Origin of the sequence: Rossellomorea aquimaris (assembly GCF_000935355.1) — a bacterium.
In the GTDB taxonomy this organism is placed as follows: Bacteria; Bacillota; Bacilli; order Bacillales; family Bacillaceae_B; genus Rossellomorea; species Rossellomorea aquimaris_B.
In genome coordinates, this window is sequence record NZ_JXZC01000001.1 from 645,374 (window position 1) to 658,187 (window position 12,814).

The 12,814-nt window shown below is 38.4% G+C and carries 13 protein-coding genes; 3 read left to right on the forward strand and 10 right to left on the reverse strand.

Annotated features, from left to right (window positions below):
- Positions 1–217 precede the first annotated feature (217 nt).
- Both TV75_RS03345 and TV75_RS03350 read left to right on the forward strand, forming a co-directional pair.
- Positions 218–1,489, forward strand: a complete 1,272-nt coding sequence (locus TV75_RS03345; RefSeq protein ID WP_044337240.1) for an ATP-binding protein — start codon at positions 218–220, stop codon at positions 1,487–1,489.
- A 114-nt stretch (positions 1,490–1,603) separates the two neighbouring features.
- Positions 1,604–1,984, forward strand: a complete 381-nt coding sequence (locus TV75_RS03350; RefSeq protein ID WP_044337241.1) for a hypothetical protein — start codon at positions 1,604–1,606, stop codon at positions 1,982–1,984.
- A 91-nt stretch (positions 1,985–2,075) separates the two neighbouring features.
- On the opposite strand, the gene TV75_RS03355 is transcribed toward TV75_RS03350, so the two are convergent.
- From TV75_RS03355 to TV75_RS21750, 7 genes are all read right to left on the reverse strand, one after another.
- Complete coding sequence (locus tag TV75_RS03355) at positions 2,076–3,935, reverse strand: LTA synthase family protein (RefSeq protein WP_044337242.1); 1,860 nt, start codon at positions 3,933–3,935, stop codon at positions 2,076–2,078.
- Entirely contained in the window at positions 3,932–5,542 is a 1,611-nt protein-coding gene (locus tag TV75_RS03360; protein WP_044337243.1) for an aminotransferase class V-fold PLP-dependent enzyme, read from the reverse strand. Before TV75_RS03360 ends, TV75_RS03355 begins: the two co-directional genes overlap by 4 nt.
- Positions 5,543–5,577: 35 nt before the next feature.
- Positions 5,578–6,129: a glycerol-3-phosphate acyltransferase gene (locus tag TV75_RS03365; protein WP_253275464.1), complete on the reverse strand. Its 552-nt coding sequence runs from the start codon at positions 6,127–6,129 to the stop codon at positions 5,578–5,580.
- 66 nt (positions 6,130–6,195) lie between these two features.
- Entirely contained in the window at positions 6,196–6,915 is a 720-nt protein-coding gene (locus TV75_RS03370) for a YwaF family protein (RefSeq protein WP_044337994.1), read from the reverse strand.
- Positions 6,916–7,217: 302 nt separating this feature from the next.
- Complete coding sequence (locus TV75_RS03375; protein WP_044337245.1) at positions 7,218–8,015, reverse strand: alpha/beta fold hydrolase; 798 nt, start codon at positions 8,013–8,015, stop codon at positions 7,218–7,220.
- A gap of 423 nt (positions 8,016–8,438) precedes the next feature.
- Positions 8,439–8,732, reverse strand: a complete 294-nt coding sequence (locus TV75_RS03380; protein ID WP_044337246.1) for a TIGR04104 family putative zinc finger protein — start codon at positions 8,730–8,732, stop codon at positions 8,439–8,441.
- Between the two features lie 61 nt (positions 8,733–8,793).
- A complete protein-coding gene (locus tag TV75_RS21750; protein WP_156142309.1) occupies positions 8,794–8,970 on the reverse strand; it encodes a hypothetical protein in 177 nt (58 codons plus the stop codon).
- A gap of 176 nt (positions 8,971–9,146) precedes the next feature.
- Here TV75_RS21750 and TV75_RS03385 point away from each other — a divergent pair, with 176 nt between their 5' ends.
- Complete coding sequence (locus TV75_RS03385; RefSeq protein ID WP_044337247.1) at positions 9,147–9,923, forward strand: MBL fold metallo-hydrolase; 777 nt, start codon at positions 9,147–9,149, stop codon at positions 9,921–9,923.
- Positions 9,924–9,961: 38 nt separating this feature from the next.
- On the opposite strand, the gene TV75_RS03390 is transcribed toward TV75_RS03385, so the two are convergent.
- The 3 genes from TV75_RS03390 to TV75_RS03400 form a co-directional block, all read right to left on the reverse strand.
- The gene (locus tag TV75_RS03390; RefSeq protein WP_044337248.1) at positions 9,962–10,567 is read right to left on the reverse strand and encodes a YitT family protein; all 606 of its coding nucleotides are present in this window, start codon (positions 10,565–10,567) and stop codon (positions 9,962–9,964) included.
- A gap of 213 nt (positions 10,568–10,780) precedes the next feature.
- Positions 10,781–11,488, reverse strand: a complete 708-nt coding sequence (locus tag TV75_RS03395) for a DNA alkylation repair protein (protein WP_044337249.1) — start codon at positions 11,486–11,488, stop codon at positions 10,781–10,783.
- A 51-nt stretch (positions 11,489–11,539) separates the two neighbouring features.
- On the reverse strand, positions 11,540–12,613 hold the full coding sequence (locus TV75_RS03400; protein WP_044337250.1) for a bifunctional transcriptional activator/DNA repair enzyme AdaA: 1,074 nt from the start codon (positions 12,611–12,613) through the stop codon (positions 11,540–11,542).
- Positions 12,614–12,814 lie beyond the last annotated feature (201 nt).

The window sequence follows — 12,814 nt, forward strand, 5'->3', positions numbered from 1 at the left end:
CATATAACTTCATTGGAACAAATAAATCTTGTTTTTATCATGGTAATCAAGGTATTTAACGATTTTCTAGTTATAACTTCAAGGTCCGTCCCTCAATTAATTGTAAGATTTGACTCAAACGGGAAAATGAAGTATTTTTAATACTTGTATATTCATATTTTGGATAGGCTGGAACAGTTTTCTGTTTCCAGGTAAATTAGGTTTTGGAGGCTTTTCTTTGATTACATTAATCAAAACCCTGTTGGTCAATATTACAATTTTGTTTTCTTTTACGTATAATGCTAACGTTTTATTTCCATTTAAAGAAAAACAAGTTCCACATTTTAAACATAAAATCACTTATGGCCTTATCGCATCCTTTGGGGCTTTATTGTGTATGCTCTATCCGATTGAAACCCTGGGAGAAACTCATTTTGACTTACGCATGATCGCCATATTAATTGCGACAATCTACGCCGGATTATTATCAGGATCTATCGTTTTAGGATGCGTGATCATCTTTCGCCACTTAATAGGTGGTCCATATGTTATGGTTGGAATAACTGTCTCCGTGCTGGCGTTTGTAATAGGTATTCTCTTTCGTAAGATGTTATTAAAGACACAATATAAATTAATGGGAAGTACAATCATCTTCCTGGTTCATTCATTGTTTTACATTACGATTATCAACAACTATATTCCTATTCTCCATTTGCCGTTTTATTTTATTTATTTCACTGTTTTCTATTTTACTTTTGTGGCTCTTGTGTTCATTATTGAACATTTGATCCAAACGAATAAACAGATCGAAGAAATGGTGTATCTCGATAAATTGAATATGGTGGGACAGATGGCGGCTTCTATTGCACACGAGATTCGCAATCCTCTTGCAACTGTAAGAGGATTCATACAGCATCTAAGCGAGGACTCTGAGGATGAACGGTTTAAAAGGTACTCCCCTCTTATTCTGAATGAATTAGATCGAACGAATAAAATCATCACAGACTACCTTAGCGTAGCAAGACCAAGTGAATTTCAGCTGTCTACCCTGAACCTGGAAATGGTGGTTCAGGACTGTGTGGATTTACTAAGACCATTTGCCTCCTATTCGAATACATCGATACTTTTCCACCAAAATGACACCTATTATATTAAGGGTGATGAGCATCATATGAAGCAAGCGATCATGAATGTCATTAAGAACGGAATCGAATCGATCGAGGACCATGGGGAAATCAACATTTCTTTAAAGGAGGACTCTTCGAGAGACAATGTGTTGATGACTATTTCAGACACTGGAAAAGGAATGACTGGGGATGAATTAAAAAAGATCGGTTTACCCTTTTACACAACGAAAACAAAGGGCACCGGCCTTGGCAGCATGGTGACGAATAAAATCATTCGTGAAATGGGTGGAATGATTGAATACGAAAGTGAGTTGAATAAGGGTACTGTCGTGAAAATTCGTCTACCTCTCACAACCAAACAATCATCAACACCAAAAGCTTAGGGTATTTTTATCCTGGGCTTTTTTCTTGAAATAATCTCCTCTCTCTTAATCTATGATACACTTACTTTATCAAGATTTTCCAGGGCTCTTCAACCTGGTGGGAGGCTAAATGCAATGAGCAAAAGATGGACATCCCTATTTCTAATAGGTCTGATCGTAACACTTTGCACCATAACCATTCTAAATAAGCCGACAGAAAAAGATTTCGCCATTTGGCTGCAAGAAGAACACAATATTGACTGCAATAAAGACTGCTCTATCATTGAACTGGAAAGTGCTAATGGGAACATTACTGAGAGGATTAAGCTTGCAGATGGCGACGGAGCCTATTCTCCTGGACTATTTACATTACGTATAAATAGACACTACATAAGCGTGAATGACCCTAGCCACAAACGTAGTATAGAAGTGATTGGCTTTAATGGACAATTCTACGAAATGAAATCTGAAAATGGCACAGAGAAACTTGGCCTCTTAGAAAGCGGGAATAAATAAAGAACGCATTATAGTTTACATAATAATATTATTAATAACTAAATGTCCAATAGAAAACCCGACTCTAAATTAGAGTCGGGTTTTCTTCCTGCTATTCCAAAAACCTTAACAAATCTCCATAGATGATATCATCCGACATCCCTAACTCTTTTCTTACCGTTTCTTTAAAAGGTTCACATAATGACTCAGAAACAGATGTTTCATTACTCTTATCATAGCAAACATTGTCTTTAAAAACGTAGCTTTCTGTAACAAAATCTCCATCCCTGAAAATGACTGGATGATCTTCCTTTCTAGTGAACAGGTTATGACCAAATGACAGATTATCTTTCATCTTAATCCCCAATAAGTGAAGTATGGTTGGACGAATATCGATTTCTCCCCCTATCGTCTCAATCGTTTTTCCCTTTTCACCCGGGACATGGATAATGAGGGGAACCTGCTGGAGCTTCACATGATTCACTGGGGTATCTTCCTGTCCTAAAAGCTCGAAAACTCCATTTTCATATTTTTCTGAGATACCATAATGGTCTCCATATAGTACAAATACAGTATTCTCATACATTCCGTTTGCTTTAAGGTTCTTAAATAATGTCTTAATCGCTTCATCCTCGTAACGTACCGTGGTAACATAACGGTTGACAACATCCTCCCCTGTCGAAGCCTCCGGGATAAGTTTATCCTCTTCTTCTAATAGAAAGGGAAAGTGATTCGTCAGCATGATGAGACGTGTATAAAATGGTTGGGGCAATTTTTCAAGATACGAAATAGATTGTTCGAAGAACGGTATATCCTTTAATCCATAATTAACCGAGTTATCTTCAGATACATTGAAGTCTCTTTTCGAAAAGTAGCGATCATATCCTAATGATTCGTACATCACATCACGATTCCAAAATGTACGATCATTCCCATGGAAAACTGCGGCATAATAATCTTCTTTCTTTTTTAAAATATGAGGCATGCTTTTATAGCGGTTATCCGGTGTGCGAACAAATGCCGATCCACTGGCCAAGGGATATAACCCTGTATCAATCATAAATTCAGAGTCTGACGTCTTTCCTTGTGCGGTTTGATCATAAATTTGGTTGAAATAGTAACTATCCTTGATTAAAGAATTTAAAAAAGGTGTGATTTCTTCTCCGTTGACCTCTTGATTGATGACAAAATTTTGGGTGGATTCCATACTGATCAATACAACATTTTTCCCCTCGGCAATTCCGAACAAATCTGACTCTTTATGTTTCTTGGATTGTGTATATTTTATGGACGCTTCTGTGTCTGATTTACTGGCAAGCATCTTGGTGAATGGGACCGTAGCTTCAACGCCAATATCGTATAAATGATAATTATATGGTCCCACCGATTTGACCATTTGCTCTCTGTCATAGGATTCAGCGAATAAATATGGAGATTTCATCAGTCCTAATCCCACTGTTATGAGTAACAGCACCATACTCAACACGATATATGAAAGCTTCCACCTCCTTGAGACCTTAATGGAAGAAGTAGGCTGCCACTTTTTCTTTAATAACCACCCGACAAGTAGGAAATCTACAATTAAAAGTAGATCCCAGGGACTCATCAGTTCAAATGTACTTGGTCCAATCCCTCCCACATTCTTAAACTGAAATAAAATCGGAACGGTAACAAAATCTGAGTAAAATCGAAAATATAATAGATCACCGTATAAAAGTCCTGTTGCAATCCCCATTACAATGACGACAATAGCGGGTTTAATCTTCTTTGAGAAGTAAAAACTGGATCCGATTAATAGCATTAACGAACCAAGAGGATTGAATATGATGAGTAATAAGTCCAAGAGGGATTCGATATGTAGATTGAATCCAATTAAAGAAACTAATACGGTCTTTAACCATAAGGTTAGGATGGCAAACCCAATTAATTTGTATGTCTTAAAGCGAGATATAAAACGGGATATCCTACTCATTTCACGACCCTGGAATCAACATTGCTTTGATATTCTTTGTTGAGTATTTTCATTGCTTTCAAAACCTTTCGATCGTTTTGTTTTCCCATGAGCGCAACCTGCACCCAATTTCTCTTAACTAAATAGTCACTTTCGTAGCTTAATAAAATCCCTTTATCTTTCAACACATCACCAAACTGTCTACTACACTGTTCCCTCTCCAAAGCAATTGTAATCACTCCAGGAGAATAGTTTTCATCCCCCAGTATTTGAAATCCTCCCTGAGTTAACACACACCTTACTCTCTGAGCTAATTTTTCATGCATTTCATAGTCAAGAAAGTGCAGTGCCTCCTTTAGTGCCCTTACCATATTAGAAGAGTGGGTGAAGGGGATGCTTCCATTCACCTCGTACATTCCCACATCCAAGTACCTTGGAATTGATGTGCTGGGCTGTATTTCATCCCGATGAAATACAATTGCCAGGCCGGGATAAGAGCCTAATCCTTTCCCACTGACCGTTGTGGCAAAGTACACTTCTTTAAAATTCACTGGAATGGTCCCAACCGAACTGCAAGCATCGACGCATAGTTCTACTCCATACCTTTTACACAGAGAAAGTAGCCCGTCCAGGTCATATAAGTAGCCGGTCGACGTTTCACAATGTACCGTCCAAAGCCATTTTATGTTTTTGTTTTCCTTGAGGCAGCTTTCCACTTCGCCTAATGAGATTGCTTCATTCCAATCTTTTTGGAATGTATGAAAATATAAATCAAACCTATTTGCATGGTCAATCAACCGGTACCCGAATTCTCCGTTTGCCAGAATAAGGCCGCTTCCGTACAAGGATTTCAGCTGAGCTGCAACCATGTCATTAGATAGGGTACCCGTTCCCACTGCAACTTTTGCATGGTTTGCGTTTGTTATCTCGCATAATGATCTTCTTACTTCTGCCATTTCGTTAATAAACACGCTGCTTCTATGAGAATCAGGTTCCCTTTTGAAAGCTTCTTCTACCGTTCCATGAAGTGGAACCGGACCAGGAAGGAAAGAAAGCGGAACTGATTTTTCTGTTTTGCGAATCATTAATCTCTGAAAGGCTTTCGTCGAATTTTCGAAGCTTTCACGGGTTAAATACATGGGCTGAAAATTGGCCCCTTCCTCCCCCACAAGATCGGCAAAAGGCTGAAAACCTATTCGTTTATACAACTTGAGCTGACGGACCGTTCCTGAAATGAGAGCCATCGTATATCCTTTCTCCAAACAATAAGATACTAAGCGCTCACATAATTGATAAAAAACTCTCGTACTTCTATACGGTTGTTTTACGGATAGTAATCGAATTTCACAAGGAACAGCCCCAGTCGGCAAATATTCATTAATATTTCCCAGTTTTAAATCCAGAGAGAAGGGACGCTTGGCACGAACCGCGATCATGCCCACGACTTCCCCTTCATCTTTAGCAATAACATATGTATTTTCATCGTGAAATTTATCTATCAGTTTGCGTTCTGGATTTCCTTCGTGCTGAGGTATTTCTTCTACAAAAGTCTGATAATTCAGGGAATAAATTTGTTGAAACTCACATGATTCACTTGCAATTTTGTACTGAAGAGAAAGGTTTTCCATTCTCGTTCCTCCTATGTATCGAAAGATTGCTTCTGTTATCGTTTATGTACCATCAGAACCGTCACAAAAAGTGACAATAATCCGATAAAAATGGTGAATGAACCCTCAATCACATAAGCCGTAATCGGAATGGTTGCCATTGAGAGAAAACCGGCAATGGTATATTTCTTCAAGATCATATATGAGACTCCCATAGTGATAGCGAAAATCCCAATTGTAAAGGGATTGAGAAATAATGCAGATGCCAAATAAACAACTACTCCCTTTCCGCCATGAAGTCCAAGTTGGATTGGAAACAAATGTCCGATCATGAGAAAAATAGAACTGAGAACAGAGTAAATCTCACCTTCTGCCAGTTGGGCCGTTAACATTAGTGCAAGAATCACTTTTCCGGCATCAACCAGCAGCGTCAGCAGAAATCCCTTTTTCCCTATGGCCCTACCTGCATTCGTCGCACCGACATTCCCGCTCCCCATTTTACGGATATCTTCACCGGTAAACATTTTCACTATATAATAAGCACCTGTTAAACTTCCTAGTCCATAAGAAACCAAAATGATCATACTTATGATCATACTATTACTCATCATATTCACACCTGACTTTTCTTATATGTTAATAGACGGATTGATACCAAGGAAAGTTTCATATATTTACAATTCATCTATACTCTTTCTGTTTCTTAAGAAATAGAATGGTAAATAAAGGAGGCTGAATAAAATAAGGGCTACTCCTTCAAGTGACAGGAGGTACCAGGGATACTCCCCTAAATAATCTATGGGACTTGCATTATACGGTTTATGTGAAAGGAACATATAATTTGCTCCTACCAATTTGTTCAGGATAAATACGATGACAGCGATTAGATTTAAAGCTATGAATGCCCTCAGCATAGACCGGAACGTCAATGTGTAGCACTCTATCCATGTCATGTACAAACAGGATAATACAATTGCAAGATGCGCTATGAAAAATTGGAAATAACGGAAATGGGGAAAACCAAAAAACAACTCAGGTGTCACGATGGCAATAACAGCACCAGTCATACTTGCAAAAAAACTGATTTCATAGATTCTATAGTTTTTCGTAATGAGCATGATCATGCAAAGGTACAATGAGATGGAACATAATTGAAGCGGCAAATTAATGGCTACATCCCAATAATCATTGATAAAGTACCAAATTTGAAATAATGCTTCACTCAAAACCAGCAGTACCACGAGATTCCATTTCAACACACTCTTACTTCTACCGCTTAGGTGATTTCTAATAAGATACAAACCGATCATACATCCAAACGAGACAATAATAGCTGCCACATGGGATACCGAAAACAACTCAAAAGGATAATCCTCATACCTAAAATTCATCATCTCTTTCACAAACCCCAACTCCCCTTCGAACACCCATCCATACTATATTCTCTTAATCCTTCCTCAATTCCTTTAAGGGACGGACCTCGCTTAATCATTACCTATAACCCAATCTAAACATTACGTACCTCCCTATTCCCTTTATCCAAATCCTTAACCTTTTTAAAAAAAATCCCTGTTAGAAAAAGCAGATTACTTAACAGAGATTTCTCCCCTCTATAATTATATAAATCAAGATTGCGCCTAACATGAAGCTATACAAAAAATCCCATTCCAATGAAGAAATGGGATTTTCATTAATTTTATTGCACCCTGCGCAATGGAACATCTTGGTTCTTATAAATGAAATCAAGAGCCAGTCGATTAAATTCATTTGGCTTCTCTACATTACATACGTGTCCACAATCCTCAAGAAACACTTTCGTGGCTGAAGGGTCTCCCTTTGTATCCTGATCAAGTGACCGAACAAACAGATGATCTTCTTTCCCGGATATATAAAGCTTAGGAACATGAGAAGCCCTTTCCTGCACAGAAGCGTAAGTTGATTTCACAAACGGTGTCAGACGATACCACCCGAGAAAATCATTACGATTCATTTTCTTTGCTTCGCGTATGAATAACTTTCTGGAAATTCTGTGATTGCTTTTAGGCATCATGATGTAGGCGAAAATTTTATATAACCACATGAAAGGGATCATATTTTTCACTGCATCACCAATTTTAAGTAGTGTATTGGATAACAAATTGAATCTAGTGATACATCCCCCTAATACGGCACTTTTCACTCGGTTTGGAGCAGCCTGTAATAAAGCGTGGATTAGAACCGATCCTAAAGAAATGCCGATAAAATGAGCACGTTCCACTTGAAGATGATCTAATACCTTAAAAACTTCACGAACATTTAAATCAATTGTGAATTTTTCATTATAGGATTCTACACTTGGGGACTCCCCATGCCCTGGCAAATGAATCGTTATCACATTATAATATTTTTTGAAAATATCGAGCTGTTTGCCGAAAATTCTCGAGTTCCCTCCAATTCCATGAAGAAACACCACATATTCTTTGCCGACTCCTTGGTGAACTTTGTATTCTAGCATCAATTCTCTCCTTAAAACAGCACAACCTACCAAAAGAATGAAATGAATCAGCCAAATATTCGAGAACCGTTTTACTTCTATTAACTAATCATTAATATGAAAATCGATTTTCAATACTATTGCTTGATGCATTCTAAACTCTTGAAGCCTTACCTTAATTATCTTTCATTCTATACTATCAGCCGTCGCTTTGTCATATAATTGCTGAAGAAATTCCGAACATTTTGTGATAAACAGGAACCAACATCCATCATATTACATTTATTGTCCTTTGGCTTTCTTGATTTTCAGCCCGGTGACATGAAGTCTATACTTCCTTCACCATCATGACATTCTTGAGTTTACTAACTAAAAGCCAATTCCTTTTGGAGATCTTTCAATGGCTGAAAAAAGAGCTACCTATTTCGGCAGCTCTCTTTATGATTAGTTTTTATACTCGTATTTAACGAACAACGGTAGAATCAACGAGACCATAAACGCCAAACCAACGATCACTCCAAAAGTCACCGGCTTTGATAGCCCTTGATCGGGTGCAATCAATAATCCGAATACAACCGCTGGAACGATGATGAGAAATGAAACAAAAAATTTTGAGGCAAAATTTATTGTATGCTTCTTCCCACATTGACTGCATTCAATAGGTTTATAAGATCTCCAAATGGAGAATAATAACTCTTTCCATTGGAACTGATTGTTACATACATTACACTTCTGCAAAGCATTTCCCCCTGTGAATAACGATTCTCTCTCTAGTCTACCATTTTTAGCATTGGAGGAGTTACTTTTCTTCACATGAAACATTCCAAGAAAGGATCCCTTCTTTCACTTCTGCTAATCCCTCATTGCTCTCACATGCTTCAATGGCCTTTTTCAAACCCATCTTATCTAGCATTACGATAGTAATCACCATCAGAATCGTAAGGATTACAAGTAAAGACTTCTGTTTCACCTTCATACATTGAAAACCCCTTCAAAAAATGTCTGATATTCCCCTTATAGAAAATAATACCATATACACCTTTCCATTCGACCTTTAACAGGAAATTCGTACATAAATATGTATTCATGCAGGAATTTAAAACTTTCATTCGAATAATGTACTATAACACTTATACATAAGGAGTTACTTCATTGATACAATCATTTAAATTAAACGTTCAAACATTAGGTCAGAAGATGCCCGTTTATATTTTTAAAGTCGATGATGTTCTCGTTGATACGGGACCATACAGTATGAAGAATGAAGTGCGTACTATTTTTAAAGAGCTCCAGATTAAAGAAGTCATTCATACTCATCACCACGAAGATCATACTGGCAATAGTTCATGGATTGAAAGGTTTTACTCCATTCCTCAATGGATCCATCCATTAGGGGTGGAAAAATGCAACCACAGCACTAAACTTCCTTTTTACAGAGCTATGTTCTGGCATAATCGTCCAGCGTTTCACCCTTCACCACTTCAAAGGGGAGTATTTGAAACAACTAAACACTCCTTTAAAATTGTTCATACACCGGGGCACGCTGAGGATCATATTGTTCTCATTGATGAAGAAAAGGGCATTTGCTTTTCGGGGGATTTATATTTATTCCATTCTCCTACATCTAACTTTTCATTCGAGTCTGTACCGGAACTCATTCGCTCAATAGACAAAACACTTCAGTATTCCTTTCAGGAAGTATATTGTTCACATCAAGGGTACTTGAGGCATGGGAGAAAGCTTTTAGAGAAGAAACTAGCTTACCTTCAAAACCTTCAAGAAGCCGTTATGAAAGCACACCTGGAGGGAAAAACGGCTAAAGAAATTAGAAAACACCTGCTTCCCAAGAACAAACTTTTTCAATATATTTCACTTTTCGAAAACTCACCGGAACACACAGTCAAATCCATCATTAAAGAAATATCGTAAACAGAAGGTCCGTCCCTCAATAGGGACGGACCTTCTGTTTACTGATTTTCAAGGCGGTTGAGGCTTCGTTTGTATTCCACCTGACAAATGACATCCAGGATTCTTGTTGATATGAATTGGCAGGCTAAGGCAAAAAGAATGATTTTTAAATCTACTACGACTCCTGTCAGTAGTAACACACTGCCATTAATGAAGAATAAAATCTTCCCTGGGGTGTAGCCTTTTAGCTTTGAAATAATAAGTGCTAAAATGTCCATCCCTCCAGAGGATGCTCCCATTCTAAAAAGAATGCCTATCCCTATTCCGAAAAGGATGCTGCCAATCAAGAGATCGACGAAAATAAAGGAAACAGTTCCGATTAAATGAGAATTCAAGAAATTGACTACAAACGACGTGACTGTCACACAATACATGGTCCAAAGTGCATTCTCTTTTCCTAACCATTTTACTGCAGCTAGTAAAAGAGAAGCATTTAACACCCATAGCGTAATGGCAAATGGGACATCCAACAAATAGTTTACTAGCACACTCACACTTGCAGCGCCACCTGAAGGGATAAAATGGGGAAACAAAAAGATAGCCATGGCCAATCCTTGTATGCTTGCTGCTATACCTAAAATAGTACCCTTTCTTACTACATTCATCTGTACATTGCTCCCGATTCTGTTAAGGACTCTATTTCATAGTCTAGTAGCTATACACTTCTTCTGCAACAGAGAAATGAAAATGACCGGTTGTTGACTAATTGAAATTCTTCATATATTAGTAGTATACATTCATTGAAAATATGGCTATTGTATCCTCAGCTCTGCCAAATAAATTCAATATGATCTCCTTTCCAATCTCCCTTTACCTATTTAACAAATGCATGTCTTTCTTTTCACTCCGACCCTGTCTTTATCCTCTATCTTTTTTATATAGGTGGCCGCTACCGGTACTTTACATGCTGTATTACCAACATCGACATGTACTTTCCCAATTTTATTCGCCACTTGTTTTGCGTCATCTAACAATGGGGCTACATGTGCTCCAACTGAAATGACGAATCCATTCATTACGTAGCGTACTCTATTTCTCTCTTCATGTATCGTTTTTTCAATATGTTTCAGATACTGTTTGATTTCGTCTAAATTGATTTCTTGGTCTGGGGTAATACTAATATACCCTGCATAGGCACTCCAGCCAGCCGTTGCCGTCATTTCATTTTCCGATTTGATCCACTCATTCGCTAATTCAATAGCGTAGTCGCTCTCTGCGGTTATATTAGCAACCGTGTATTCAGCCAGCATATACCAATCTGCTTTATTGACCCAATCCTGTAAGATTCCTTTATTCATTTCTTTAGGATTTACAGATAATCCTGCCAGGTACATGGCATCGAAATTTCCCGATTCGTACAGGCTGAATGCAAGACCTTGCTCTTTTTTCACATGTTTCACCAGTTTTTTTATATCCCCAATTTTCACTCCGAATATTGGTTCCTGTGCTCCGTGACGTAAATATGTATTCTTGGTCTGTTCGTTGCCCATCTCTTCAAGTGCTGCCATTACTTCATCAAATTTCATGCTTGACCACCCTTTTATTATTTTTGATCAATTGTATTCTTCACTATAGAGTTAGTTGGTGAATGATCCCTTCATTTCCTCATTTATCTTACATTCGTGTTCAATCAACCATTTCTTCCGGTTAAGACCACCAGCATAGCCGGCAAGATCTCCATTCGCTCGTATCACTCGATGACAAGGAATGATGATGGCAAGCTGATTACACCCATTGGCCCTTGCTACTGCTCGAACAGCTGCCGGACTGGAAATACTTTGAGCGATCTCAGTGTAGGATCTGGTTTGTCCAAAGGGGATTCTTTGCAATTCGCTCCAAACGTTTTGTTGAAAAGGTGTTCCGTTAATTTTCAACTTGGTTTGGAAGGCTGATAAAGAGCCCTCAAAGTAGGCATTCAATTCCTTTTCGATGGAACGAAGTGGCTCGGTAGAACCGGGAACGATTGCCGCCTTTGTTTTCTCCCTCAATCTCTTCACTTCATTCTCCAGACCGCGTCGGTCAACAAATTCCAGCAAGTATAAAGACTCTTCATCTGAAATTCCAATCATCGGTCCAAGTTTCGTATCAATCCAAGCTGCTTTTAGTATGAGCTGGTGATGAGACAAAGCGGGCGGCGTTCCCATAATTCTCGAAAATGCATCTCTGAATCCGCTGCTTGATTCATATCCAGATGCAAGTTGAGCATCCATCACCATTGAGCCTGATCTGATGTGCTTCATGGCAATTCCCATCCTCCGTGCTCTGGCATATTCTACAAAGGTCATACCGAACCGCCTCTTAAATTGACGCCGTGCAGTAGATGCATCTATGGATAGCTCCCGAAAATCCTTATCCTTCCAACGTTTTTCAGGTTTTGCTTCCACAGCCTCTACCAGAAGCTTTACTACATTTGAGATACTATTTGGGTGCGTTAAGGGCTTACACCTTTTACAAGGTCGAAACGACGCCAGAAGGGCTTGTTGAGCTGTTCCAAAGAATTCACAGTTCTCAAATTTAGGTTTTCTAGCCGGACAAGTCGGGCGACAAAACACACCTGTCGTTTTAACCCCTACAAAAAAAATCCCTTCGTAATCCGATCTCTTTTCCACTAACGCTTGATAATACTCCCTTTGTAGTTCGACTGATATCATCCTCATTCCCCCCACATATTTCATTCTTTCTTTATTATAACCTCTATAAAACAACGATGCCGCCGAATATCAGGCATCGATTTTTTTATCTATTTTTCTCCCTTTTTGAGGGACGGACCTTTGTATTCCAACTAATTATCGTAACAAGCAGGGATTCTCTCACCTGATAGATAATGTATTAAGATAGCAAACATCAATACT

What these genes read in the sequence shown, in the direction of transcription:
- TV75_RS03350 (WP_044337241.1), top strand. Translation starts at nt 1,604, where the DNA reads ATGAGCAAAAGATGGACATCCCTATTTCTAATAGGTCTGATCGTAACA.
- TV75_RS03355 (WP_044337242.1), bottom strand. Translation starts at nt 3,935, where the DNA reads ATGAGTAGGATATCCCGTTTTATATCTCGCTTTAAGACATACAAATTA.
- TV75_RS03360 (WP_044337243.1), bottom strand. Translation starts at nt 5,542, where the DNA reads ATGGAAAACCTTTCTCTTCAGTACAAAATTGCAAGTGAATCATGTGAG.
- TV75_RS03365 (WP_253275464.1), bottom strand. Translation starts at nt 6,129, where the DNA reads ATGAGTAATAGTATGATCATAAGTATGATCATTTTGGTTTCTTATGGA.
- TV75_RS03370 (WP_044337994.1), bottom strand. Translation starts at nt 6,915, where the DNA reads ATGATGAATTTTAGGTATGAGGATTATCCTTTTGAGTTGTTTTCGGTA.
- TV75_RS03375 (WP_044337245.1), bottom strand. Translation starts at nt 8,015, where the DNA reads ATGCTAGAATACAAAGTTCACCAAGGAGTCGGCAAAGAATATGTGGTG.
- TV75_RS21750 (WP_156142309.1), bottom strand. Translation starts at nt 8,970, where the DNA reads ATGAAGGTGAAACAGAAGTCTTTACTTGTAATCCTTACGATTCTGATG.
- TV75_RS03390 (WP_044337248.1), bottom strand. Translation starts at nt 10,567, where the DNA reads ATGAATGTAGTAAGAAAGGGTACTATTTTAGGTATAGCAGCAAGCATA.
- TV75_RS03395 (WP_044337249.1), bottom strand. Translation starts at nt 11,488, where the DNA reads ATGAAATTTGATGAAGTAATGGCAGCACTTGAAGAGATGGGCAACGAA.
- TV75_RS03400 (WP_044337250.1), bottom strand. Translation starts at nt 12,613, where the DNA reads ATGATATCAGTCGAACTACAAAGGGAGTATTATCAAGCGTTAGTGGAA.